Genomic DNA, 22,409 nt, shown 5'->3' on the forward strand with positions numbered 1-22,409 from the left:
GGGGGCGGCCCGGCCGGGGTCAGGCCTCGGCGTGGCGGGTCAGGAAGGCGCCCACGCGGGGGGAGCGCTGGTGGGGGACCAGGGTCTGGGCCGTGCCCGCGAGCATCGAGCGGATCCGGGTCGACCGGACCTCGGCGAGCAGGTCCAGCACCCGCCCGGCCGCCCAGGCGGCCTCGTCGGGGGCGCCCGCACGGGCCAGGTCCTGCGCCAGCTCGGCCGTGTAGAGGGCCACGTTGCGCGCGAAGTGCGGATCCTGGAGGTCCGCCGCCCGCCGGGCGTGCCGGGCCGCGCGCGCGTACTCCCCGAGCGCCGCCCAGCACCGGGACTCCAGCGATTCCAGTTCGGCCTCGCCGAAGAAGGACATCCACTCCGGGTCGGCCGGCGAGGGGCCCCGCGAGAACTCCGTGTGCGCCCGCGCCAGCGCCTCCTCGCAGGCCCTGCGGTCGGCCAGCCCCGACCAGCCGCCCGCCTCCCGCAGCGCCAGCAGCGACAGCAGCCGGGGGGAGCCCAGCGGGCGCGCCGCCCGCAGGCCCGCCTGCGCGGCCCGTACCGACTCGCGCGGGCGTCCGCGGTCCCGGGCCAGGAAGGACATGTTGCTGAACGCGTGCGCCTCCAGGGCCGCGTCCCCGGCCACCCGGGCCGTCGCCAGCGCCTCGGAGTAGTGCGAGCGGGCGTCCTCGAACCGGCCCGAGTCGTGCGCCAGCCACCCCACCGAGACGGCCAGTTCCCCGGCCCCCGCGTGCAGCCGGTCCTCGGTGGACTGGCGGGCGGCCCCCGCGTCGAGCAGCGCGTAGGCGGTGCGCAGCGGCCCGGCCGCCCGCCGGTAGAGGGAGTCGGCCCCGTGCCGGTCGTCCAGCAGCCGGATCTGGCGTACCGCGTCCTCCACGGCGGCGGCCTCCGCCTCGCCCGCGCGGGAGGGGAGCCGCCGGGTGTCGCCGAGCAGGGTGAGGCTGAGCGTCGCGGCCGCCACGGTCGCGGAGCCGCCCGCCATGAACGCGCGACGCAGCACGTCGCTCTCCTTGGAACGGTCGGAAGGGTGGGCGGGGGGCGGGAAGCCGGCCGGCCCGGCCGGGGCGCGCTGCGCGGACCGCCCGCGTACCGCCTCGCGCGAGGAGAAGCCCAGGTCGGCCAGGGTGTGGCCGGGGAACATGTGGAGGAAGACCCGCTCGTACGCGTAGTTGGGGCAGCGGATCTCCCCGGACTCGACCCGGCCGATGTAACGGGCGTCGCAGGAAACCGTTTCGCCGATCTCGCGTGCGGCCCGCCGCACCAGGGCCGCGAACTCGGCGGGGGAGTGCTGCCCGCGCAGCCGCCGGAAGGAGGAGTTGGGTGAGTGGGGGGACGCCGCCATGGACGTGGCCTCTCTGGACAATCTCAGGTGATCCCGGTTGACCCCTGTCGATCTCGCCCCGGAGCGCGGCTCCGGCGCGCACGAACGTACCGCCGGCGAAGGCCGGTTCACGCAGTGTTTGGCTACAAAAGGGATATCTCACCCGCGATCCGCCATGAAGTGCCATCCTTTGCGGCGTCTTGCCACCGCACCCGTTGACGCCCCCGCGCGTTGAACCCATGCGGATACGGATCGAGGAGGGGTTCCCCTTGGTGGAGACCGGCATGGACAGCACTGGAACGAACACCGCGCCCGCACCCGGCGCGACGCCCCCGCCGGCCCCGGTCCCCTTCCCGGCCCCGGCCGTGACGCCGGCCGCGGCCCCCGATCTGGTGACCGTGCCCACCCGGCAGGGCCTGGAGGCCGTGGACATCATCCGCCGCGGCGCCGGTCTCGCCGCCCCCGGCGTCGGCCCGGTGCTCCACGACGGCTCCGGCGCCACCCTCGGCTTCCTCGTCCCGCCCGGGACCGCCGACGCCTGGGACCTGCCCGGCAGCGCCTGTACGCAGACCAACGGGCGCGGCGTCCGGTTCGGCGACGCCGCCTGCCCGACGGCGGGCGGCACCGGCTGGCTGCTGCCCCCCGAGGCCGTGGAGCCGGTCACCGACCCGGAGGTGCTGCGGGCGGCGCTCGGCGAGGCCGCCCGGCTGATCGAGGCGGCCGACAACTGCCGGTGAGCCGCTGACCAGCCATAATGGGGGGCGTGGCAGGCAAGGGTAAGGGCAGGGGCGGCAAGGGCCGGGGCAAGGACGGCGGCGAGGGCGGCCAGGGCGGTGGCGGACGCGGCGCCGCCGGGCAGGCCGCGGGGCCGCTCGCCGGGCAGGTGGGCGGCGGGCTGGCCGAGCTGGCTCCCGACCGGGAGCGGGCGCGTGCCTGGACCCTGCTGATCGACGGGGCCCCGCAGTCCCATGTCGACCTCGACGACCCCGGGCACCTGGACTTCTCGTACCAGCGCCGGATCGGCCACCTGATCGACCTGATCGCGCCCGCCCGGCAGCCCCTGAACGTGGTGCACCTGGGCGGCGGCGCCTTCACCCTGGCCCGCTACACCGCCGCCTCCCGCCCCCGCTCCACGCAGCAGATCGTGGAGATCGACGCCGCCCTGGTGGCCTTCGTACGCGAACACCTGCCGCTGGACCCGCAGGCGCGGGTGCGCGTACGGGCGGTGGACGCGCGGGCCGGGCTGGCCAAGGTGGCGGACGGCTGGGCGGACCTGGTCATCGGGGACGTGTTCGGCGGGGCGCGCACCCCGGCCCACCTGACCAGCGGGGAGTTCCTGGACGACGTACGCCGGGCGCTGAAGCCCGGCGGGTGGTTCGTGGCCAACCTCGCGGACGGTCCGCCGCTCGCCCACCTGCGGGGCCAGGTCGCCACCGCCGCCTCCCGGTTCGCGGAGCTGGCGCTGGCGGCGGATCCGGTGGTGTGGCGGGGGAAACGTTTCGGTAACGCGGTGCTCGTCGCCGCCGACCGGGAGCTGCCGGTCGCGGAGTTCACCCGCCGGGTGGCGAGCGACCCGCACCCCGGCCGGGTCGAACACGGCCGGGCCCTGGCGGACTTCACGGGCGGGGCGGCCCCCGTCGTGGACGCCTCGGCGGTGGCCTCGCCGGAGCCGCCGCCGTCGGTGTTCCGGTAGGCCGGGGCCCGTCCGTCAGGGATCGACGACCTCCACCACCGGCGGGTGGTCGTGCCAGGTGCAGAACACCGACACCTCCCGGCCGTCCCGGGTGAAGGTGACCCGGATCCAGAAGTCCTGCTTCCACACCTGCATCCGCCAGCCCCCCTCGGGGGTCGCCGAGACCAGCCCGGCCGAGGCGGGCCCGAGGTCGAAGACGACCCGGCCGCCCGAGACCGAGTAGCCCTTGACGGTGCCCGGCCCGCCGTCGGAGCCGCCGTCCGTCCCCCCGTACGGACTCCGGCCGCCGGCCGGGGGCGCCGGTTCCGGCTCGGTGGACGGTGACGGCGGCGACGGGGCGGCGGGCGCGGACGCCGGCTCCGACGCGGAGGGGGAGGGCGCAGGGGACGGCGGGGGCTGCGAGCCCCGCGTGGACGACGACAGTGGCGGGGCCGTGGGGGGCCGCATCACCAGCGGGACCGCGAGCGGGGGATCGTACGCCGTACCGGACATGACCGTGTGCACGCCCCACCACGACAGGGTCACGGCGGCGGCCGTCGCCAGCACCCAGGCCATGGCGTGTACACATCCTCGTCGCATCAGGGGACATGGTGCACCACCCGTCACGGAGATGTCCCGGCGCCTCCCGGGGTCGCCCGAATGGACTACGGTGCCGCCATGGCAAGTGTGCTCGTGGTCGAGGACGACCAGTTCGTACGGTCCGCCCTGATCCGGCACCTGACCGAGGCCTCCCACACCGTGCGCAGCGTCGGCACGGCCCTGGAGGCCCTGCGCGAAGTCGCCCACCACCGTTTCGACGTGGTCATCCTCGACCTCGGCCTGCCCGACCTCGACGGTTCCGAGGCGCTCAAGATGCTGCGCGGCATCACCGACGTGCCGGTCATCATCGCCACCGCGCGCGACGACGAGGCCGAGATCGTCCGCCTCCTCAACGACGGCGCCGACGACTACCTGACGAAACCCTTCTCCGTCGCACACCTCTCCGCGCGGATGGCCGCCGTCCTGCGCCGCTCCCAGGCCGTCGCCGCCGAACCGCCCTCCCGCGTCCTGCGCGTGGGCGGACTCGCCATCGACCCGCTGCGCCGCCAGGCCGAACTGGACGGCCGCGTCCTGGACCTCACCCGCCGCGAGTTCGACCTGCTGGCCTTCCTCGCCGGCCGGCCCGGCGTGGTCGTGGCCCGGCGCGAGCTGCTCGCCGAGGTCTGGCAGCAGTCGTACGGGGACGACCAGACCATCGACGTCCACCTGTCCTGGCTGCGCCGCAAGCTCGGCGAGACCGCCGCCAGCCCGCGCTACCTGCACACGCTGCGGGGGGTCGGGGTCAAACTGGAGCCGCCGCTTTGAGATGGGCCCTGGTCAAGGTGTGCCTCGCCGTCACCAGCATGGTCGTCCTGGCCTTCGCCGTGCCGCTGGGGCTGGTGGTGCGGGAGATGGCCAGCGACCGGGCCTTCTCCAACGCCGAACGCCAGGCCGCCACCATGGGGCCGACCCTGTCCATCACCACCGAGCCCGGCCAGCTGCGCAAGGCCGTCGAGTCCACGCAGATGGGCGCCGCCCGGCGGATGGCCGTACACGTCCCGGCCATCGGCGGCGCCGGCCCCGTGGACATCGGCGCGGGCTGGGCGGGCGCCCGGGCCGTGGCCGAGACCCGGCGGCTCGGCCGGGCGACGACGGCCCGCGTGGCGGGCGGGGGCTCGGCGCTGCTCCAGCCCACCGCCCTGGGCTCCGGGGACATCGCCGTCATCGAGATCCTGGTCCCGGAGAGCGAGGTCAGCAACGGCGTCACCACCGCCTGGCTGGTCCTCGCCGGCGTCGGGCTCGCGCTCGTCATCGGCTCCGTGGCGGTCGCCGACCGGCTCGGCGCCCGCCTCGTCCGGCCCGCCGAACGGCTCGCGGACGCCGCCCACCAGCTCGGGGAGGGGCGGCTCGGGGCCCGGGTCGCGGAGGACGGGCCGAAGGAACTGCGCTCGGCGGCGGCCGCGTTCAACGCCATGGCCGACCAGGTCGTGGAACTCCTCGCCAACGAACGGGAACTCGCCGCCGACCTCTCGCACCGGCTGCGCACCCCGCTGACCGTGCTGCGGCTCAACGCGGCCTCGCTCGGCGACGGCCCGGCCGCCGAGCACACCCGGACGGCGGTGGAGCAACTGGAGCGGGAGGTCGACACGATCATCCGTACCGCCCGGGAACAGCGCCCCGTGACGCAGGGTTTCGCGGGCGCCGGCTGCGACGCCTCCGAGGTGATCCGCGACCGGATGGCCTTCTGGTCGGCGCTCGCCGAGGACGAGGGCCGGGAGGTCCGGCTCGCGGGCGTGGCCCGGCCCGTACGGGTCCCCGTACCCCGCCCCGAGCTCGCGGCGGCCCTCGACGCCATGCTCGGCAACGTCTTCCGGCACACGCCCGAGGCCACCCCCTTCGCGGTGGACGTGCACGACGCGGGCGACGCCGTCATCGTCCTCGTCTCCGACGCCGGCCCCGGCATCGCCGACCCGGACGCCGCCCTGCGGCGCGGCAACGACGGCGGCCGGGACGGCTCGACCGGGCTCGGCCTCGACATCGTGCGCCGGGTCGCGGAAGCCACCGGCGGCGACGTCCGGCTGGGCCGCTCCGTCCTCGGCGGCACCGAGGTCCGGGTGTGGATCGCCCTCGACGACCGGGCCCGGGGCGGCGCCGGCCGGGGCGCGGCCGCCCGGCGCGGCCGGCGCAGGCGGCGGGGGCACTGACCCCGGCTCCGGGGTCTGACTTGCCAGGCCCCCGGGCCGCGCGGAGGGTGGGATGGGGACGGGGGCATCGGAAGGAGTCACCATGAGGGTCATGCTCCGGGCGCACCTGGACACCGCCGCCGCCAACGAGGGCGTCAAGACGGGCGCCCTCGACCGGGCGGTGCGCAGGCTCCTGGACAGGGTCCGGCCGGAGGCCGCCTACTTCGGGCTGCACGAGGGGGTCCGGTCCTGCTGGATCGTCTTCGACCTCCAGGAGAGCACGCAGGTACGGGCGCTGTGCGAGGACCTCCTGCTGCAGTTCAACGCCGAGGTCGAGGTGGCCCCCGTGATGAACGCCGAGGACCTGGCGAAGGAGCCGGCGGAGATGTCGCCGATGTAGCGGCCGGGCCTTCCGCGAGGCGCTCCGGCCCCTTCCCGCGGAGTAGATTCGGCAGCCGGGAGGCAGCCATGAAGGGTCACGGGCGCAGTGGGGGTCGGCCGACCTTGGAGGCGGTCGCCCTGAGGGCCGGAGTCGGGCGGGGCACCGTCTCCCGCGTGGTCAACGGCTCGCCCGGGGTCAGCGCGCGCACCCGGGCCGCCGTCGAGGCCGCCGTCGCCGAGCTGGGGTACGTGCCCCACCGGGCCGCCCGGGCGCTGGCCGCCAACCGCACCGACGCCGTGGCCCTGGTGGTCCCCGATCCCGAGGCGCCCTTCTTCCCCGGGGGCTCCGTCGCCGGGGTGGTGCGGGGGGTGGCCTCCGCCCTGGCCGAGGCCGACGTACAGCTGGTGCTCGCGCCGGCCGGGAGCGAGCGGGAGCGCCGCCGTCTGGAGGGGTACCTGGCGGGGCACCGGGTCGACGGGGTGCTGCTGCTGGCGGTGCGCGCCGGGGATCCGCTGCCGGAGCTGCCGGGCAGGCTCGGTGTCCCGGCGGTGATCGGCGGGCGCCGCTCGGCCGGTGAGGCGCTGCCGGGCGTGGACTGCGACGAGCGGGCGGGCGCGGCAGGGGCCGTACGCCACCTCGTGGAGCGGGGCCGCCGGGCGATAGCCGCCCTCGGCGGGCCGCCCGACCTGTACGGGGCGCGGTGCCGGCTGGAGGGGTACCGGCAGGGCCTGGCCGCCGCCGGGCTGCCCGTGGACGAGGGGCTGGTGGCGGTCGGGGAGCCGACCGGGGAGGCGGGCCGCCGGGCCGTGCGCGAGCTGCTGGAGCGCCGTCCCGCGCTGGACGCCGTCTTCGCCGCCTCGGACGAGCTGGCGGCCGGAGCCCTGCGGGAGCTGCGCGCGGCCGGCCGCCGGGTACCGCAGGACGTGGCGGTGGTCGGCTTCGGCGACTCCGCGCTGGCCCGGCACCTCGATCCGCCGCTGACCAGCGTGTGGCTGCCCGCCGAGGAGATGGGCCGGACCATGGCCCGGCTGCTGCTGCGGCGCATCGCGGGCCGCCCCGGGGCGCCGGGGGAGGAGCCGGTGGTCCTCGGGACGCGGCTGGTGGTCCGCGCGTCCTCGTAGCACGGCGGTGTGAGCAGACCGCGGGGAGCAGCGCGCCGGGGAACGCGGAAGGCCCCGGTTCGCTTTCGCGTACCGGGGCCTTCCCACAGGGTGAGTGACGGGACTTGAACCCGCGGCCACCTGGACCACAACCAGGTGCTCTACCAGCTGAGCTACACCCACCATGTCCGGTCGCAGAACGACCGGCCGAAGAAAAGGGTACAGGGTCCGGGAGGGTGCTCGCTCCACCCTTTTCCCGCGCCCGTCTCCGGGTGGTGCTATTCGCCCGCCACCACGTGCTTGGCGGCGATCGTCCGGGCGGTGTCCGAGTCGGGACCGGGCTGCGGCACGAAGACCGCCTCACGGTAGTAGCGCAGCTCGGCGATGGACTCCTTGATGTCCGCCAGCGCCCGGTGGTTGCCGCTCTTCGGCGGGCTGTTGAAGTACGCCCGGGGGTACCAGCGGCGCGCCAGCTCCTTGACCGAGGACACGTCCACGATCCGGTAGTGCAGGTAGCCCTCCAGCGCGGCCATGTCGCGCAGCAGGAACCCCCGGTCGGTACCGACCGAGTTGCCGCACAGCGGCGCCTTGCGCGGCTCCTTGACGTGCTTGCGCACGTACGCCAGGACCTGCGCCTCGGCGTCGGCCAGGGTGGTGCCGCCGGCCAGTTCGTCGAGCAGGCCGGAGGCGGTGTGCATCTCGCGCACCACGTCGGGCATGGTCTCCAGGGCCGCGTCCGGCGGGCGGATCACGATGTCCACGCCTTCGCCGAGCACGTTGAGCTCCGAGTCGGTGACCAGTGCGGCCACCTCGATAAGTGCGTCGTCCGTCAACGAGAGCCCGGTCATCTCGCAGTCGATCCACACCATGCGATCGTTCATGCGCCCCACCTTATGCCGAAGGTCCCCCGCCGTGGTGCTCGACCACTGCGGGGGACCTCCGTCAAGCGGCGCCCGGGAGGCGGCTACGCGTGCTCGCGCAGCACCCGGCCCGGGGCGTACAGCTCCGTCACGCTGGGACCGGAGGCGGCCAGGGCCGCCGCCGCGCGCTGGGGCTGCGGCGTCCGCTGGTGCGGGAGCGGCCCGGCGGCCAGCTCGCTCACCGGGGAGACGTCGGCCTGCGGCCGGCGCGCCCGGTAGGCGGAGCGGTAGGCGGCCGGGGAGGACCCCAGCTGCCGCCGGAAGTGGCCGCGCAGGGCGACCGGGGAGCGGAACCCGCAGCGTCCGGCGACCTCGTCGACCGAGTAGTCGGAGGTCTCCAGCAGCCGCTGCGCCTGGAGCACCCGCTGGGTGATCAGCCACTGCAACGGCGCGCTGCCGGTGAGCGAACGGAAGCGACGGTCGAAGGTGCGCCGGCTCATGTAGGCGCGGGCGGCCAGCGTTTCCACGTCGAACTGCTCGTGGAGGTGCTCCAGCGCCCAGGCGACGACCTCGGCGAGCGGGTCGGCGCCGATCTCCTCGGGCAGCGACCGGTCGAGGTAGCGCTCCTGGCCGCCGGTGCGGCGCGGCGGCACGACGAGCCTGCGGGCCAGGGCCCCGGCCGCCTCGCTGCCGTGGTCGGTGCGCACGATGTGCAGGCACAGGTCGATTCCGGCCGCGGTGCCGGCGGACGTCAGCACGTCGCCGTCGTCGACGAACAGCTCGCGCGGGTCGACGTGGACGGACGGGTAGCGCTTGGCCAGCGTCGGCGCGTACATCCAGTGCGTCGTCGCGGGCCGGCCGTCCAGCAGCCCGGCGGCGGCGAGTACGAACGCCCCCGTGCACAGGCCGACGATCCGGGCCCCCTCCTCGTGCGCCAGACGCAGGGCGTCGAGCGCCTCGGGCGGCGGCGGCGAGGTGATGGAGCGCCAGGCGGGAACGACGACCGTGCCTGCCCGGGCGATCGCCTCCAGCCCGTACGGCGCGGTCAGTTCGAGTCCGCCGGTGGTCCGCAGCGGACCGTCCTCCCCGGCGCACACGAGCAGTCGGTAGCGTGGCACTCCCGCGTCCTGCCGGTCGATGCCGAACACGGAAAGTGGAATGGAACTCTCGAAGATCGGTCCGCCGCTGAACAGCAGCACCGCGACGATCTCCCTGCGGCGACGCCCCGCGAGCTTCCGGCCCGCGTCGGCGACGACGGCGGCGGTGGAATCCTGGCTCATGGCGCTAAGCCCCCCTTGGGTGTCGCGACTCCTTGGTCTGGTCGCACCTGCACGTTTCCCCTCGGCCTTGCACGTGGATCCCCCGCCGTAAATACATGATCGAATCTACTGCGTCCCGTGGTGTCGGCGTGACAAGTTCAGCACGCAGCGCTATGTCGACTTGGCAACTTGGCGAAAAGCATTCGATCAGGAAGCGTTCCACTCCGCTACCCGGGTGGGAAGCTTCCTCTCCGGCCATGGCCAGTACCCGTAGGGTCGCGAGGCCCCCCGGCCCGTGTCGTCGCTGGTGGTAGGGGGGTTGGGGGGACATTCCGGCAAGGGGGTCACCGGGTCGGGAAGTTGGCTGAAAACAACCGGGTGTGTACGTGCGAACCGGTCAGTCGTGAGGGGGCAGGGGGAGGGAACCGTGGCAACCGCGGTGCGAACCGGCCCCGCCGCGGGAGTGCCGGCCCCGGTGCCCGGTCGGAAGCGGTTCCTCCGAGCGCACCCGGGCGGTGACCCGTTCCATCCGCTCCGAGTGCCGCAGCAGCACCCGGCAGGCGGCGGTGACGGCGGCCAGCCCCAGCGTCGCCACGGCGGCCCCGCCGTACGAGGTCCCGTAGACGACCAGGACCACCGGGACGAGCAGGCAGCTGAAGGCGGCCCAGCGGACCACGTCACCCGCCGGGTCCTCATGGGGCCGTCCGGCGGATGGCACGGACGGGTGAAGTACGGAGCGCGCGTGCGGCGCGGGGGAGGGGGCGGGCGGGACGGGTCGCGTCGGCGGAGCGGGCTGGACGGGCTGGACGGGGTGAACCGGATGACCGGGCACGGCGTACTCCCTGCGGGCTCTTCCTGGACGGTCGGACGCCTGTCCAACGGCCCGGGACGCGGCTCGGTCACTGCGCGCACGAGTGGCGCCCGGGCCCGTCGTCACTGGCTGTAGGGGACAGCGGCCATTGCCAAGGCGCCCTCGCTCCGGCATGCTCCCTGGGACGCTCTCCAAGGGCGGCATGCCCTGTGCAGGACAAGGGTGTCGCCGTACCCTGGTGGGTAAGGGCTTGGGAAGATGCTTCCCGGACAGAGCTCCGTCACCCTGCGTCGCCAAACCCGCGTCGCCGCACCCGCGCCGTCCCACCCGCGTCGACGCTCCCGCCCCCGCCGCCTCCCCGAGGACCCTCCGCCGAGACACCCATGGCCGGTCACGAATTCTCCGAACCCGCGGACCGCAAGCGCAAACCACTCGCCGATTCCGTATCGAGCGACCTGCGCGCGGTGGAACAGACACGCCTCCCCTGCGACCCGGCCTTCCGGCACGGCGTGGTGGTGGGCTTCGACGGCTCCACTTCCAGTGAGAGGGCCCTCGCGTACGCGATCGGCATGGCCCGGCGCTCCGGTTCCGGTCTGATCATCGTGCATGTGGCCAACCGGCTGCCCACCACCGTGTGGGCCGGGTGCGAGCCGCCCGTCTTCGTGGACGTGCCGGACCACCGCACCGAGGTGCTGGGGCTGGAGCTCGCGTGCGCCGACTACCTGTCCGAGGTGCCGTGGATCCTGGTCGAGCGGGGCGGGGACATCTGCCACGAGCTGGAGGAGGTCGGCCGGGAGTACTCGGCGGACGCCATCGTGGTCGGCTCCACGCAGGGCCTGGTGGGGCGGATCTTCGGTTCGGTGGCGGGCCGGCTGGCCAAGCGGGCGCAGCGACCCGTCGTTGTCATTCCGTAACCCTCTGTACGTCGTTCGTGCGGTTGTGAACCCCCTTGTAAAGGGTAGATAAATGCTGCTGGGACGCAGCAAACAACTGCAGATCGAAGGGAGCCCGCCGTGGACAACGGTGTCTCTGCGGGAAGCACCACCTCGACTTCGGCCCTGGGGAACATCGCCCTGGGGCTCACCCTTCTCGCGTTCGGTATCGGCCACACCGGCATCCTCAGCGGTGTGACCGCGGCCGACTCCGTATCGCTCGCGACGTACGTGGGCGGTCTGGCCCTGTTCGTCCTCGGAGTCCTCGAATTCCGCGGCGGCAACGGCTTCAACGGGACCGCGTTCGCGGGCCTCGGCGCCTTCTGGTTCACCTGGGCCAACGGCGCCGACGGAAAGGTTTCGGCGCACGCGGCCGGGCTGTTCCTCATCCTGTTCGCCCTGCTCGCGCTGTCCCTGACGGTGAGCGCGGCGGGCGGCCTGTTCGGGCAGGGCGTGTACGCCCTGCTCACCCTCTCCCTGGTGCTCCTCGCGATAGGCGTCCTCGCCGACAGCGGCGTGATCGGCAAGATCGCCGGCTGGGTCGCCGCGGTCACCGGGCTGCTGGCCTGGTACGGGGCCACCGCCGTACTGGCGCACTGGCCGATGACCGTCGGCAGGACCTCCCGCCGGGGCGCGGCCGTCGCGGGCTGAGGCCCGGGCGTACGTAAAACGGCGGCCCCCGGGGGAAATCCCCCCGGGGGCCGCCGTCGCGTGCGGTGCGGCTACTCGACGGTGACGGACTTCGCCAGGTTGCGCGGCTTGTCGATGTCCCGGCCCAGCGCCAGGGCGGTGTGGTACGCCAGCAGCTGGAGCGGGATGCCCATCAGGATCGGGTCCAGCTCGTCCTCGTTCTTGGGCACGAGGAGGGTGTGGTCGGCCTTCTCCTGCTCGCGGTGGGCGACCGCGAGGATGCGGCCGCTGCGGGCCTTGATCTCCTCCAGCGCCGCACGGTTCTTCTCCAGCAGGTCGTCGTCCGGGACGATCGCGACCGTCGGCATCGCCGGCTCGATGAGGGCGAGCGGGCCGTGCTTGAGCTCGGAGGCCGGGTAGGCCTCGGCGTGGATGTAGGAGATCTCCTTCAGCTTCAGGGAGGCCTCCAGCGCCACCGGGTAGCCGCGCACCCGGCCGATGAACATCATCGACTTGGCCTCGGCGTACTCGGCCGCCAGCTTCTTGATCTCGTCCTCGCCCGCCAGGATCTCCTGGATCTGCGCGGGCAGCTTGCGCAGGCCCTCGATGATCCGCTTGCCGTCGGTGACCGACAGGTCCCGGATCCGGCCGAGGTGCACGGCGAGCAGGGCGAAGGCCACCACCGTGTTGGTGAAGCACTTGGTGGAGACGACGCAGACCTCCGGGCCGGCGTGCACGTACACGCCGCCGTCAGCCTCGCGGGCGATGGCGGAGCCGACCACGTTGACCACGCCGAGGACGCGGGCGCCCTTGCGCTTGAGCTCCTGGACGGCCGCGAGGACGTCGTACGTCTCACCCGACTGGGAGACCGCGATGTACAGGGTGTCGGGGTCCACGACCGGGTTGCGGTAGCGGAACTCGGAGGCCGGCTCGGCGTCGGCCGGGATCCGGGCCATGCTCTCGATCAGGCCCGCGCCGATGAGCCCGGCGTGGTAGGAGGTGCCGCAGCCCAGGATCTTGACCCGGCGGATGCCGCGCGCCTCGCGCGGGTCCAGGTTGAGGCCGCCCAGGTGCACGGTGTTGAAGCGGTCGTCGATCCGGCCGCGCAGCACGCGGTCGACCGCGTCGGGCTGCTCGGAGATCTCCTTGTGCATGTACGTGTCGTGGCCGCCCATGTCGTAGGAGGCGGCCTCCCACTCCACGGTCTCGGGCGTGGCGGTGGTCTTCGTACCGGTGGTGGTGTAGGTACGGAAGTCGTCGGCCTTGAGGGTGGCCATCTCGCCGTCGCCGAGGGTGACGACCTGGCGGGTGTGGGCGACGAGGGCGGCGACGTCGGAGGCGACGAACATCTCCTTCTCGCCGATGCCGAGGACGACCGGGGAGCCGTTGCGGGCGACGACGATGCGGTCGGCGAAGTCGGCGTGCATCACGGCGATGCCGTAGGTGCCCTCGACGACCTTGAGCGCCTCGCGGACCTTCTCCTCCAGGGAGTCGGCCTGGGAGCGGGCGATCAGGTGGACGAGCACTTCGGTGTCGGTCTCGGAGACGAAGACGACCCCGTCCGCCGTCAGCTTGGCGCGCAGCTCGTCGGCGTTGTCGACGATGCCGTTGTGGACGACGGCGACCTTCTGGTCGGCGTCCAGGTGCGGGTGGGAGTTGATGTCGCTGGGCGCGCCGTGGGTGGCCCAGCGGGTGTGCGCGATGCCCGTGGTGCCGGCGAAGCGCTTGGGGACGCGGGACTCCAGCTCACGGACCCGACCCTTGGCCTTGACGACCTTCAGGGCCGCGGACTTCGGGCTGTTGACGACGATGCCCGCCGAGTCGTAGCCCCGGTACTCCAGCCGCTGGAGACCCTCCAGCAGCAGCGGTGCCACGTCGCGCTTGCCGATGTAACCCACGATTCCGCACATACGGTTTTGCCCCTCCTGAAGTTCGGTGTGTGCCCGGCCGTCTCAGCCGTAGACGATGCGGCGCAGCTGCCGGAGCGAGAGCTCCGGCGGTGCCACGGCGCGGTGCGGCAGTTCCGCCGCGATCCGCTCGAAGATCTCCGCGTTCACCGCGCCGCCGGACTGCAGCTCGCGGTGGCGGCGGCGGACGAACTCCTCCGTCGTCTCGTCGAAGTACGCGAGCACGTCGAGCACCACCCGGGCGGCCTCCCCGCGCTGCAGCGCGGTGCTGCGCACCAGGTGGTCGACGAGGTCGTCATGCGACGGGCGGCGGTCGAGCACTCGTAGATATTGACGTCCCGTGCGCCGGAACGCAAAGATCCTGCCCGGAATCGGGCAGGATCACGCTGGTCTGGACCAGAGGAAGGGGAAATTCCGGTCAGGGTCGGTGAAAAACGGCGCGGGGAGCTGCGTGAGAAGCGGCGTTAGAAACGGCCCAGAATGGCGGCCTTCGCCGCGCTGAACTCCTCGGCGTTCAGGACGCCCGCCTGGTGCAGCTCACCCACTTCGCGCAGGCGCCGCAGCAGCGTGTCGTGGTCGACGGGCTCCCCCGCCAGGGCCGCCGCCGAGTCCGCGAGCGCCGGCGGGGCGGGCGCGGGATCCGGCTCGCGCGCGGCGGCGGGCGCCGCCGGATGCGGCATCCGGACCGCCACGGCCGCCGCGACCAGCGCCATCAGCGGGTCCTTCTTGAAGCCGAACAGCTCCACCGTGTGCGGGTCGTACTTGGGCGCGGCGACCGCCGTGGCCCCGGCCAGGGTGAAGCGGAGCCAGCCGTTCTCCAGCCCCCTCGACGGCGTCCACTCCACCGCCCGCACCTCGGCGACGCGGAACTCGCGCGGTCCGCCGGAACGCTTCGCCTCTTCCGTCGTCCAGTTCCAGTCCAGCAGCACCCGGTCGCCGTCGAAGACCACCGAGCCATCGCCCGCCCCGACCGAGATCGGCACGGAGGGGCCCGGCAGCAGGTACGCGTCACAGGGGCCGGGATCGACCTGGTCCAGCAGCAGCGCGTGGCGGACCTCGTCCACGAAGTACTCCGCGACCCCGGTGCGGTCCGCCTCCACCGTCAGCCGGTACGGGTCCGAGGACTCCGGCAGCCGGCCGCCCGTCACCTGGAGCAGCGGGTCCGCCCCGTCGCGCAGCCGCAGGCGCAGCCGGCCCGCCTTGCGCCCCGGCTCGTGGCTGATCCCGGCGATCGCGCGCAGCGGCACGGCCACTTCGCCGAGGTGCTGCCGCAGCAGCCCCACCCCCTTGTCGCGGCCCGGTACGACGCGCACCGTGTCCCCGTCGAAGGTCCAGGTGCCGTCCTTCTGGATGATTTCCGCCATGTGGTGATTCTCCCACCGCCGATCCGGGGCCCGTTGGCCTATATCTGGGCGCATGAGAGTCCTGCGACGCACGCTCGGCACCCTCCTCGCCCTCGGGGCGGCCCTCTCCTGCACCGCGGCCCACGGTGACGACGCCAGACCTCCCCTCGGCCGTTCCGCCGCCCCCGCTCCCTACGCCCGGCTCCTGCCCGAGCCCGCCTCTGCCCGGGCCGGAGGCACCCCGTACCGCTTCGGGGCGGGCACGGTGATCCGTACGGAAGCGGCGGCGCCGGAGGAGGTCCGGCGGGTCGGCGAGCTCCTCGCGGAGCAGCTGCGCGGCCCCAGCGGGCTGCCGCTGCCGCTGGCCGACGGGTCGCGGGGCGAGGGGATCCGGCTGCGGCTCGACCCCGGCGACGCGGAACTGGGCGACGAGGGCTACCGGATGCGCACCGACGCCACCGGGGTGACCCTGGCCGCGCGCACCCCGGCCGGGCTCTTCCACGCGGGGCAGACGCTGCGCCAGCTGCTGCCGGTGCGCGGGGCGGGCAGCGTGCCCGGCGGCACCGTCACGGACGTCCCGCGCTTCGCGTACCGCGGGGCGATGATCGACATCGCCCGGCACTTCTTCTCGGTGGAACAGGTGAAGCGGTACGTCGACCAGCTCGCCCAGTACAAGATCAACACGCTGCACGTCCACCTCACCGACGACCAGGGCTGGCGGCTCGCGATCGACTCCTGGCCGCGGCTCGCGCAGTACGGCGGCGCCAGTGAGGTGGGCGGCGGGCCCGGCGGCCACTGGACCAAGGAGCAGTACCGGGACCTGGTGGCGTACGCCGCCGAGCGGTACGTGGACGTCGTCCCGGAGACCGACATGCCCGGCCACGTCAACGCGGCGCTGGCCTCCTACGGGGAACTCACCTGCGACGGCAAGGCCCCGGCCCGCTACACCGGGACCAAGGTCGGCTTCAGCTCGCTCTGCGTCGGCAAGGAGCGCACGTACGAGTTCATCGACCAGGTCCTCGGCGAGCTCGCGGAGCTCACCCCCGGCCGCTACCTCCACATCGGCGGCGACGAGGCCCACGCCACCCCGGCGGCGGACTACGCGGCCTTCATGGACCGGGCCCAGCGGGTGGTGGCCCGCCACGGCAAGACGGTGATCGCCTGGCACCAGCTCGCGGCGGCCCGGCCGGCACCGGGCGCGGTGCTCCAGTACTGGGGCCACGACAAGACGGCCGCCGCCGAGAAGGCCGCGGTCGCGGCGGCGGGCCGGGCCGGCCACCCGGTGATCCTCTCCCCGGCCGACCACCTCTACCTGGACATGAAGTACGACGCGGCGACGAAGCCGGGCCTCGCCTGGGCGGGCTACGTCCCGGTTCAGCGCTCGTACTCCTGGGACCCGGGCGCCTACCTCCCGGACCTGCCGGAGTCCGCGGTCCTCGGCGTGGAGGCCCCCCTGTGGACGGAGCACGTCGCGACCCGCGCCGACTGGGACCTCATGGCCTTCCCCCGCGTCCTCGGCCTCGCGGAACTCGGCTGGTCCCCGGCACGCGCCCTCGACTGGCCCGCGTACCGCACCCGCCTGGCCGCCCAGTCCCCCCGCCTGACCGCCCAGAACATCACCTTCTACCGCGCCCCGGAGGTGCCGTGGGAGTAGCTCCACGGGCTTCGCGGCTCATCCGTGCAGGGCCCATCTAGGCTGGGCCGTTCACCAGTTTGCCTAGTGGGGGGTGCGTGCGTGTGAGGAAGATCCTCGCGGTCTTAGCCGTGATGGGGGTCCTGATGCCGCTGTCGGGGTGTTCACTCTGGGAGCGGTCGCGGGAGGATCTGTTGAACGACTTCGGGCTCCGGCTGCCGGAGTGCGGAATCGAGGACGTGGGCTCCACCGGGGCGCGGGACTTCGGGGAGTCGGACATGCGGCTGCACTTCGTGGCGCCGACTCCCTGTGCGGAGCAGTACCTCAAGGACCACGGTGTCGATTTCACGCTCGTGCTCACATGGCCGACCTCGCCGGTGACGTTCGAGGGAAAGACCTACCCCAGCAGCCCGCCTCCGTTCAAGGAACATGTCCTGAAGGACCTGGATCTCCGTCTGGTCCCCTCGCGGACCTACAAATTGAGCTCGGACTTCACCACCGGCAACGGCAGCGAATTCGAAGTGCTCTGGGACAACCGGGGCGAGAAGACGGCCGTCTATCTCGTGTCCACGCACGGGCCGCGATAGGCGCATGAGAACGCGCCCGCCGGGAGGGTTTCCGGCGGGCGCGTTTTCTTTGGTGCGCCCCGGTGTCAGGGGCGGGTGTAGGGGGTCAGGGGGTTTTTGAGGGTGCCGGTCAGTTGGAGGGCGGCCGAGGGGTCGGTGAGGTCGACCATCTGCTGGTTGTTGCGCAGTTGGAGGCGGTTGAGGCAGGACAGCGGGAACTCCGGCGCGAAGAGGTCGTAGCGTTCGAAGCGCTCCGCCAGGGCCGGCACGGAGCCCTGGTAGGCGTGGGCGCAGTCCGCCACGGCCCGCCAGAAGGTGGCCTCGTCGCAGAGGCCCTCGGTGACCAGGATCGCGTTCAGGAAGCGGAAGAAGCAGTCGAAGACGTCCGTGAAGACGGACAGCAGCTTCATGTCCTCCGGGATGTCGGCCCGGACCCGCTCGACGGCGGGCGGCAGGACCGCGTCCGGGTCCATGACCACGATCTCCTCGGCGATGTCCTTGAAGATCGCCCGCTTCACGACGCCGCCCTCGATGACGAGGATGGTGTTCTCGCCGTGCGGCATGTACGCGAGGTCGTACTGGTAGAAGCAGTGCAGGAGCGGGAGGAGGTAGGCGCGCAGGTAGTGGTGCAGCCACTGCGACGGGGTCAGGCCCGACTCCTCGATCAGGGCGCCGACGAGGGACGTGCCCTCGGCGTCCACGTGGAGGAGGGAGGCCATGGTGGCCAGCCGCTCCTCGCCCTTGAGGGAGTTCACCGGCGACTCGCGCCACAGCGCGGCGAGCATCTTGCGGTACGGGGAGTACCGGTCGGTCGCGCGCTCGTACTGGCGGTGGTGGTAGCCGATCGCCGCGCGCTCGCGGATGATCGAGAAGTCGACGGAACGCAGCACCTCGTCCGACTCGATCAGCTGGTGCAGCCAGTCGTTGATGGCCGGGGTGGCCTCCATGTACGCCGCAGACAGGCCGCGCATGAAGCCCATGTTGAGGACCGAGATCGCGGTCTTCACGTAGTGCTTCGTCGGCGTGCTGGTGTTGAAGAACGTACGGATCGACTGCTGGGCCAGGTACGCGTCCTCGCCCTCGCCCAGCAGGACCAGGCGGCGGTTCGCGATCTCGGCGGCGAAGGTGACGGTGGTCTTGTTCCACCACTGCCAGGGGTGGACCGGCAGCAGGTGGTAGTCCGCCAGGTCCAGGCCCAGGGAGTCCATCTTGGCGGCGAAGAGGGTGAGGGCGGCCTCGCCGAGCTCCTCGCGCATGAAGGTGTCGTGCTCCAGGCCCGCGCCGGCCGTGAAGGTCGAGACGTCCTTGCGGGCGGCGACCCACACCAGGTGGACCGGGCTCGCGGTCTCGGGGGCGTAGGAGAGGTACTCGTGGACGCCGAAGCCCAGGCGGCCGTTGTTGGCGACGAAGCAGGGGTGGCCCTCGGTCATACCGGTCTCGATGTCCTGGAAGGAGGACTTCGCGAGGACGGCGGAGGAGACCTGCGGCTTGGTGTACTTGAAGCCGGTGCCGGCCAGGGTGGAGGAGATCTCCTCCAGGTAGACGGGCAGCACCTCGTCGCTCAGGCCCAGGGTCCGGCGGAACTCGATGTGGAAGTCGAGGGCGTCCAGGGGCAGCTCGGCGCCGTCCCCGTGGCGGCTGATGGAGGCCTCGTCCACCGACCAGTGGTCGAGGGCGTGCAGGACGGCGGAGAAGCGGTACTCGACCGTGCCGTCGTCGCTGCGGACGGCGTAACGGCCGTCGCCCAGCGCCTCGGGGGTCAGCAGGCGCTCATGGGAGAACTCCGCGAGGGCCTTGCGGACCAGGGCGCGGTTGGCGCGGGCCCACAGCTCCGGGGAGAGGTGGGAGATGGCGTCGGCGAGGCTCATATGGACTCCTGCCGGGTGGCCTCGAACTGCTCGCGGGTGCAGAAGCTGAGCAGGGCGGTCTTCTCCGGCTTGGTGATCTCGCGCTCGGGGACGAAGCCGACGGCCTCGTTGAGGGCGTGGACGGCCTTGTTGGCGACGTCCGGCTCGACGACGACGCGCAGGTTCGCCGGGTCGGCGAAGAGGGCGGCCATGACGGTCGTGATCACCGCGCGGGTGAAACCGCTGACCGGGGTGTCGGTCGGGGCGACGAGGAAGTGCATGCCGACGTCGCCGGGCCGGGCGTCGTACAGGCCGACCAGTTCCAGGCGCGCCGGGTCGTAGCTCTCCATGAGGAAGGCGGGGCGGCCCTCGTGCAGGCCGATGAAGGCCTGGTGGTGCTCGTGCGCGGTGATGCGCACGTACTCGCGCTCCACCTCGGTCAGGGTGGCGTCCTGCATCATCCAGAACGCGGCCTTGGGGTCGGTGACCCAGCCGTGCAGCAGCTCCGCGTCCGCGAAGGGGTCCAGCGGGCGGATCGCGAAGGCTCCGAGGACCGGGTCGGTGCGGGTGAAGAGGATCTCCGTGGTGGTGCTCATGCGTGCGTGCCTTCCGGGGCGGCGAACTGCTGGAACGCGATGGACTTCTCGACCTTGTAGTACTCCCGGCCGAGCAGTTCGGAGACGATGTACGCGTTGCGGTACGCGGCCATGCCCAGGTCGGGTGAGGTCAGGGAGTGGTTGTGCGTGGTGCCGTTCTGCAGGTAGACGCCCCGGCCGGTGGTGTCGACGCTGTAGTTGCGGCCCGCGTCGAGGCGGCCGCGGCCGTCGAAGTTCAGGCGGTCGCGGACCGGGTCCAGGAACGCGGGAACCACGTACCGGTAGCCGGTGGCGAGCACGAGGCCTTCGGTGGTGAGCGTGAAGTCCCGCTCCTGTTCCTCTTGGCGCAGCCCGAGCGTGTAGACGCCCGTGGTGGTGTCGTACGCCGTGCTGTTGAGGGAGGTGTTGGTCAGCAGGGTGGTCGGGACGGGGCCCGGCATGCTGATCTTTTTCTGGTAGAGCAGATCGAAGATCTCGTTGATGAGGTCCCCGTCGATGCCCTTGAAGAGGTTCTTCTGCCGGCTCTCCAGCCGGTAGCGGGTGTCCTCGGGGAGGGCGTGGAAGTAGTCCACGTACTCCGGGGAGGTCATCTCCAGCGTCAGCTTGGTGTACTCCAGCGGGAAGAACCGCGGGGAGCGGGTGACCCAGTTGAGCTGGTAACCGTACGTGTCGATCTCCGCGAGGAGGTCGTGGTAGATCTCGGCGGCGCTCTGGCCCGAGCCGATCAGCGTGATCGACTTCTTCCGCTGCAGCTCCGCCTTGTTCGGCATGTACGCGGCGTTGTGCAGGAAGTCGCCGCCGAGTCCCGCGCAGGCCGGCGGGACGTACGGGGAGGTGCCGGTGCCCAGGACCAGGCGGCGGGCGCGGTGGGTCTCGCCCCGGTCGGTGTGGACCACGTAGAGACCGGCGGCCTCGTCGTAGGTGACCTCGGTGACGGAGGTGGAGTACAGGACGTTGTCGAGCCGGTCGGCGGCCCAGCGGCAGTAGTCGTTGTACTCGGCGCGCAGCGGGTAGAAGTTCTCCCGGATGTAGAAGGAGTACAGCCGGTCCTGGTCCTTCAGGTAGTTCAGGAAGGAGAAGGGCGACGTCGGGTCGGCGAGGGTGACGAGGTCCGACATGAACGGCGTCTGCAGGTGCGCGCCGTCGAGGAACATGCCGGCGTGCCACTCGAAGTGCGGCTTCGACTCGATGAAGAGACCGTCGAGCTCGTCGATCGGCGCGGTCAGGCAGGCGAGTCCCAGGTTGAAGGGACCGAGGCCGATGCCGATGAAGTCGTGGGGCCTAACGGTGGAGGGCAAGGGATGCTCCCAGGAACTGCTCGGCGTGTGCGGCGAGGAGGTCGAGGACGGCCGTGATGTCGGCCGTCGTGGTCTGCGGGTTGAGCAGGGTGAACTTCAGGTACTGGGCGCCGTCCACCCGGGTGCCGGCGACGACCGCCTCGCCGGAGGCGAACAGGGCCTTGCGGGCGTGCAGCTGGGCCTCGTCGAGGAGGTCCGCGCGGTACTCGCCCCCGGTGGGGACGTAGCGGAAGACCAGGGTGGAGAGCTGCGGCCGGACGACGACCTCGAACCGCGGGTCGGCCACGAGGAGGCCGTAGCCTTCGGCGGCCAGGTCGACGACCTCGTCGAAGAGCGAGCCGAGGCCGTCGGCGCCCATGACGCGCAGGGTCATCCAGAGCTTGAGGGCGTCGAAGCGGCGCGTGGTCTGGATCGACTTGTCGACCTGGTTGGGGATCCGCTCCTCGGCCATCCGGCGCGGGTTGAGGTAGTCCGCGTGGTACGTGGCGTGCTTGAGGGTGTCGCGGTCGCGGACCAGCATCGCGCTGGAGCTCACGGGCTGGAAGAAGGACTTGTGGTAGTCGACCGTGACCGAGTCGGCGTGCTCGATGCCGTCGAGGAGGTGCCGGCGGGTGGGGGAGATCAGCAGTCCGCAGCCGTAGGCGGCGTCCACGTGCATCCACGCGGAGTGCTCGGCGCACAGGCGGGCGATCTCGGGGAGCGGGTCGATGGACCCGAAGTCGGTGGTGCCGGCGGTGGCGACGACGGCCATCGGGAAGAGGCCCTCGGCGGCGCAGTTCTCCAGTTCCAGGGCGAGCAGCGAGGTGTCCATGCGGCGGTTGCGGTCGACCGGGACGCAGATGACGGCCTCGTAGCCGAGGCCCAGCATGGCGGCGGACTTCTGCACGCTGAAGTGGCTGGCCTCGGAGGTGAAGATGCGCAGCTTCGGAAGCAGTTCCGCCTTGGTGGGCGCCGTGCCCGTGCCCTCGTCCAGGGCGCGCTTCATGACGATGCGGCAGGCCTCGTCGCGGGCCAGGAGCAGCGCGTGGAAGTTCGACTGGCTGCCGCCGGAGGTGAAGATGCCGTCCGCGCCGTCGCCGAGGCCGATGCGGCGGGCGGTCCAGTCGATGAGGCGGCGCTCGATGAGCGTGCCGCCGATGGACTGGTCCCAGGTGTCCAGGGAGGAGTTGACGGCGGAGAGGACCGCTTCGCCGACGACCGCGGGGATGACGACCGGGCAGTTGAGGTGGCCCAGGTAGCGCGGGTGGTGGAAGTAGACGGCGTCGCGGAGGTAGACGTCCTCCAGCTCGTCGAGCGCGGCGGCGGCGTCGCCCAGCGGGGTGTCGAGGTCGATCGACGCGATGACCGGGGCGAGCGCGTCCACGGAGATGCCGGTGTGGGGCCGTTCCGTGGTGGCGAGTTTGGCGGCGACACGGTCGACGCCCTCGGTGACGGAGCGCCGGTAGAGGTCCGCGGTCGTCTCGTTCAGCAGATGCGAGCGCATCAACTTTCCTCCGGGCGGGGGAGAGGGGGGTGGGGTG

General features: G+C 72.6%; 22 protein-coding genes and 1 tRNA gene. 10 read left to right on the forward strand and 13 right to left on the reverse strand.

Features of this window, described 5'->3' with window-relative positions; all coding sequences use genetic code 11:
* Window positions 1-19 precede the first annotated feature (19 nt).
* Window positions 20-1,351 carry a tetratricopeptide repeat protein gene (locus tag ACZ6ZT_RS05970; protein ID WP_469715964.1) on the reverse strand — a complete coding sequence of 444 codons (1,332 nt, stop codon included), beginning with the start codon at window positions 1,349-1,351 and terminating at the stop codon, window positions 20-22.
* A gap of 263 nt (window positions 1,352-1,614) precedes the next feature.
* Between ACZ6ZT_RS05970 and ACZ6ZT_RS05975 the strand changes: the two genes are divergently transcribed.
* Both ACZ6ZT_RS05975 and ACZ6ZT_RS05980 read left to right on the forward strand, forming a co-directional pair.
* Window positions 1,615-2,067 (forward strand): hypothetical protein, encoded by a 453-nt coding sequence (locus ACZ6ZT_RS05975; protein ID WP_469715965.1) that lies wholly within the window; start codon window positions 1,615-1,617, stop codon window positions 2,065-2,067.
* A 17-nt stretch (window positions 2,068-2,084) separates the two neighbouring features.
* Window positions 2,085-3,023, forward strand: coding sequence for a spermidine synthase (locus tag ACZ6ZT_RS05980; protein ID WP_469715966.1), 939 nt, complete (start codon window positions 2,085-2,087; stop codon window positions 3,021-3,023).
* A 15-nt stretch (window positions 3,024-3,038) separates the two neighbouring features.
* Here ACZ6ZT_RS05980 and ACZ6ZT_RS05985 read toward each other — a convergent pair whose 3' ends face one another.
* Window positions 3,039-3,602 carry a hypothetical protein gene (locus tag ACZ6ZT_RS05985; RefSeq protein WP_469715968.1) on the reverse strand — a complete coding sequence of 188 codons (564 nt, stop codon included), beginning with the start codon at window positions 3,600-3,602 and terminating at the stop codon, window positions 3,039-3,041.
* A 78-nt stretch (window positions 3,603-3,680) separates the two neighbouring features.
* Here ACZ6ZT_RS05985 and ACZ6ZT_RS05990 point away from each other — a divergent pair, with 78 nt between their 5' ends.
* The 4 genes from ACZ6ZT_RS05990 to ACZ6ZT_RS06005 all read left to right on the forward strand — a co-directional run bounded on the left by ACZ6ZT_RS05990 (window position 3,681) and on the right by ACZ6ZT_RS06005 (window position 7,228).
* Window positions 3,681-4,367, forward strand: a complete 687-nt coding sequence (locus tag ACZ6ZT_RS05990) for a response regulator transcription factor (RefSeq protein ID WP_469715969.1) — start codon at window positions 3,681-3,683, stop codon at window positions 4,365-4,367.
* The gene (locus ACZ6ZT_RS05995) at window positions 4,364-5,746 is read left to right on the forward strand and encodes a sensor histidine kinase (protein WP_469715971.1); all 1,383 of its coding nucleotides are present in this window, start codon (window positions 4,364-4,366) and stop codon (window positions 5,744-5,746) included. The genes ACZ6ZT_RS05990 and ACZ6ZT_RS05995 overlap by 4 nt, the downstream gene beginning before the upstream one ends.
* Window positions 5,747-5,828: 82 nt before the next feature.
* Window positions 5,829-6,125, forward strand: coding sequence for a hypothetical protein (locus tag ACZ6ZT_RS06000; protein WP_469715972.1), 297 nt, complete (start codon window positions 5,829-5,831; stop codon window positions 6,123-6,125).
* Window positions 6,126-6,193: 68 nt separating this feature from the next.
* Window positions 6,194-7,228 carry a LacI family DNA-binding transcriptional regulator gene (locus tag ACZ6ZT_RS06005; RefSeq protein ID WP_469715974.1) on the forward strand — a complete coding sequence of 345 codons (1,035 nt, stop codon included), beginning with the start codon at window positions 6,194-6,196 and terminating at the stop codon, window positions 7,226-7,228.
* Window positions 7,229-7,317: 89 nt separating this feature from the next.
* On the opposite strand, the gene ACZ6ZT_RS06010 is transcribed toward ACZ6ZT_RS06005, so the two are convergent.
* The 4 genes from ACZ6ZT_RS06010 to ACZ6ZT_RS06025 all read right to left on the reverse strand — a co-directional run bounded on the left by ACZ6ZT_RS06010 (window position 7,318) and on the right by ACZ6ZT_RS06025 (window position 10,044).
* Window positions 7,318-7,390, reverse strand: a tRNA-His gene (locus ACZ6ZT_RS06010).
* 95 nt (window positions 7,391-7,485) lie between these two features.
* Complete coding sequence (orn, locus tag ACZ6ZT_RS06015; protein WP_469715976.1) at window positions 7,486-8,088, reverse strand: oligoribonuclease; 603 nt, start codon at window positions 8,086-8,088, stop codon at window positions 7,486-7,488.
* 83 nt (window positions 8,089-8,171) lie between these two features.
* Entirely contained in the window at window positions 8,172-9,347 is a 1,176-nt protein-coding gene (locus ACZ6ZT_RS06020) for a helix-turn-helix domain-containing protein (RefSeq protein WP_469715977.1), read from the reverse strand.
* Window positions 9,348-9,723: 376 nt separating this feature from the next.
* Entirely contained in the window at window positions 9,724-10,044 is a 321-nt protein-coding gene (locus ACZ6ZT_RS06025) for a hypothetical protein (RefSeq protein ID WP_469715979.1), read from the reverse strand.
* A gap of 476 nt (window positions 10,045-10,520) precedes the next feature.
* Here ACZ6ZT_RS06025 and ACZ6ZT_RS06030 point away from each other — a divergent pair, with 476 nt between their 5' ends.
* Both ACZ6ZT_RS06030 and ACZ6ZT_RS06035 read left to right on the forward strand, forming a co-directional pair.
* Window positions 10,521-11,051 carry a universal stress protein gene (locus tag ACZ6ZT_RS06030; RefSeq protein ID WP_469715980.1) on the forward strand — a complete coding sequence of 177 codons (531 nt, stop codon included), beginning with the start codon at window positions 10,521-10,523 and terminating at the stop codon, window positions 11,049-11,051.
* A 99-nt stretch (window positions 11,052-11,150) separates the two neighbouring features.
* The gene (locus ACZ6ZT_RS06035) at window positions 11,151-11,720 is read left to right on the forward strand and encodes an acetate uptake transporter (protein WP_469715982.1); all 570 of its coding nucleotides are present in this window, start codon (window positions 11,151-11,153) and stop codon (window positions 11,718-11,720) included.
* Window positions 11,721-11,791: 71 nt separating this feature from the next.
* Here ACZ6ZT_RS06035 and glmS read toward each other — a convergent pair whose 3' ends face one another.
* The 3 genes from glmS to ACZ6ZT_RS06050 form a co-directional block, all read right to left on the reverse strand.
* Entirely contained in the window at window positions 11,792-13,609 is a 1,818-nt protein-coding gene (gene glmS / locus ACZ6ZT_RS06040) for a glutamine--fructose-6-phosphate transaminase (isomerizing) (RefSeq protein WP_469715983.1), read from the reverse strand.
* A 42-nt stretch (window positions 13,610-13,651) separates the two neighbouring features.
* A complete protein-coding gene (locus ACZ6ZT_RS06045) occupies window positions 13,652-13,927 on the reverse strand; it encodes a hypothetical protein (protein WP_030008735.1) in 276 nt (91 codons plus the stop codon).
* Window positions 13,928-14,070: 143 nt separating this feature from the next.
* Window positions 14,071-14,970 (reverse strand): DUF4429 domain-containing protein, encoded by a 900-nt coding sequence (locus ACZ6ZT_RS06050; RefSeq protein ID WP_469715985.1) that lies wholly within the window; start codon window positions 14,968-14,970, stop codon window positions 14,071-14,073.
* A gap of 52 nt (window positions 14,971-15,022) precedes the next feature.
* On the opposite strand from ACZ6ZT_RS06050, the gene ACZ6ZT_RS06055 reads away from it, so the two are divergent.
* Window positions 15,023-16,603 carry a beta-N-acetylhexosaminidase gene (locus tag ACZ6ZT_RS06055; RefSeq protein ID WP_469715987.1) on the forward strand — a complete coding sequence of 527 codons (1,581 nt, stop codon included), beginning with the start codon at window positions 15,023-15,025 and terminating at the stop codon, window positions 16,601-16,603.
* 83 nt (window positions 16,604-16,686) lie between these two features.
* Window positions 16,687-17,169 (forward strand): hypothetical protein, encoded by a 483-nt coding sequence (locus ACZ6ZT_RS06060; RefSeq protein ID WP_469715988.1) that lies wholly within the window; start codon window positions 16,687-16,689, stop codon window positions 17,167-17,169.
* Between the two features lie 65 nt (window positions 17,170-17,234).
* Here ACZ6ZT_RS06060 and ACZ6ZT_RS06065 read toward each other — a convergent pair whose 3' ends face one another.
* Genes ACZ6ZT_RS06065 through ACZ6ZT_RS06080 form a run of 4 tightly spaced genes read right to left on the reverse strand, consistent with a single transcriptional unit; the run spans window position 17,235 to window position 22,372 of the window.
* A complete protein-coding gene (locus ACZ6ZT_RS06065) occupies window positions 17,235-19,016 on the reverse strand; it encodes an IucA/IucC family protein (RefSeq protein ID WP_469715990.1) in 1,782 nt (593 codons plus the stop codon).
* Window positions 19,013-19,591, reverse strand: coding sequence for a GNAT family N-acetyltransferase (locus tag ACZ6ZT_RS06070; RefSeq protein WP_469715991.1), 579 nt, complete (start codon window positions 19,589-19,591; stop codon window positions 19,013-19,015). The genes ACZ6ZT_RS06065 and ACZ6ZT_RS06070 overlap by 4 nt, the downstream gene beginning before the upstream one ends.
* Entirely contained in the window at window positions 19,588-20,889 is a 1,302-nt protein-coding gene (locus ACZ6ZT_RS06075) for a lysine N(6)-hydroxylase/L-ornithine N(5)-oxygenase family protein (protein WP_469715993.1), read from the reverse strand. Before ACZ6ZT_RS06075 ends, ACZ6ZT_RS06070 begins: the two co-directional genes overlap by 4 nt.
* Complete coding sequence (locus ACZ6ZT_RS06080) at window positions 20,873-22,372, reverse strand: pyridoxal phosphate-dependent decarboxylase family protein (RefSeq protein ID WP_469715994.1); 1,500 nt, start codon at window positions 22,370-22,372, stop codon at window positions 20,873-20,875. Before ACZ6ZT_RS06080 ends, ACZ6ZT_RS06075 begins: the two co-directional genes overlap by 17 nt.
* Window positions 22,373-22,409: the final 37 nt, after the last annotated feature.

The sequence above is a fragment of the Streptomyces sp. NPDC102258 genome (genome assembly GCF_055584685.1).

Excerpts from the sequence above, each read along its gene's own strand:
- ACZ6ZT_RS05985 (WP_469715968.1), bottom strand. The coding sequence starts at position 3,602 with ATGCGACGAGGATGTGTACACGCCATGGCCTGGGTGCTGGCGACGGCC.
- glmS (WP_469715983.1), bottom strand. The coding sequence starts at position 13,609 with ATGTGCGGAATCGTGGGTTACATCGGCAAGCGCGACGTGGCACCGCTG.
- ACZ6ZT_RS06055 (WP_469715987.1), top strand. The coding sequence starts at position 15,023 with ATGAGAGTCCTGCGACGCACGCTCGGCACCCTCCTCGCCCTCGGGGCG.
- ACZ6ZT_RS06020 (WP_469715977.1), bottom strand. The coding sequence starts at position 9,347 with ATGAGCCAGGATTCCACCGCCGCCGTCGTCGCCGACGCGGGCCGGAAG.
- ACZ6ZT_RS06000 (WP_469715972.1), top strand. The coding sequence starts at position 5,829 with ATGAGGGTCATGCTCCGGGCGCACCTGGACACCGCCGCCGCCAACGAG.
- ACZ6ZT_RS06030 (WP_469715980.1), top strand. The coding sequence starts at position 10,521 with ATGGCCGGTCACGAATTCTCCGAACCCGCGGACCGCAAGCGCAAACCA.
- ACZ6ZT_RS06065 (WP_469715990.1), bottom strand. The coding sequence starts at position 19,016 with ATGAGCCTCGCCGACGCCATCTCCCACCTCTCCCCGGAGCTGTGGGCC.
- ACZ6ZT_RS05975 (WP_469715965.1), top strand. The coding sequence starts at position 1,615 with ATGGACAGCACTGGAACGAACACCGCGCCCGCACCCGGCGCGACGCCC.
- ACZ6ZT_RS06005 (WP_469715974.1), top strand. The coding sequence starts at position 6,194 with ATGAAGGGTCACGGGCGCAGTGGGGGTCGGCCGACCTTGGAGGCGGTC.
- ACZ6ZT_RS05970 (WP_469715964.1), bottom strand. The coding sequence starts at position 1,351 with ATGGCGGCGTCCCCCCACTCACCCAACTCCTCCTTCCGGCGGCTGCGC.
- ACZ6ZT_RS05990 (WP_469715969.1), top strand. The coding sequence starts at position 3,681 with ATGGCAAGTGTGCTCGTGGTCGAGGACGACCAGTTCGTACGGTCCGCC.
- ACZ6ZT_RS06070 (WP_469715991.1), bottom strand. The coding sequence starts at position 19,591 with ATGAGCACCACCACGGAGATCCTCTTCACCCGCACCGACCCGGTCCTC.
- orn (WP_469715976.1), bottom strand. The coding sequence starts at position 8,088 with ATGAACGATCGCATGGTGTGGATCGACTGCGAGATGACCGGGCTCTCG.
- ACZ6ZT_RS06080 (WP_469715994.1), bottom strand. The coding sequence starts at position 22,372 with ATGCGCTCGCATCTGCTGAACGAGACGACCGCGGACCTCTACCGGCGC.
- ACZ6ZT_RS05980 (WP_469715966.1), top strand. The coding sequence starts at position 2,085 with ATGGGGGGCGTGGCAGGCAAGGGTAAGGGCAGGGGCGGCAAGGGCCGG.
- ACZ6ZT_RS06050 (WP_469715985.1), bottom strand. The coding sequence starts at position 14,970 with ATGGCGGAAATCATCCAGAAGGACGGCACCTGGACCTTCGACGGGGAC.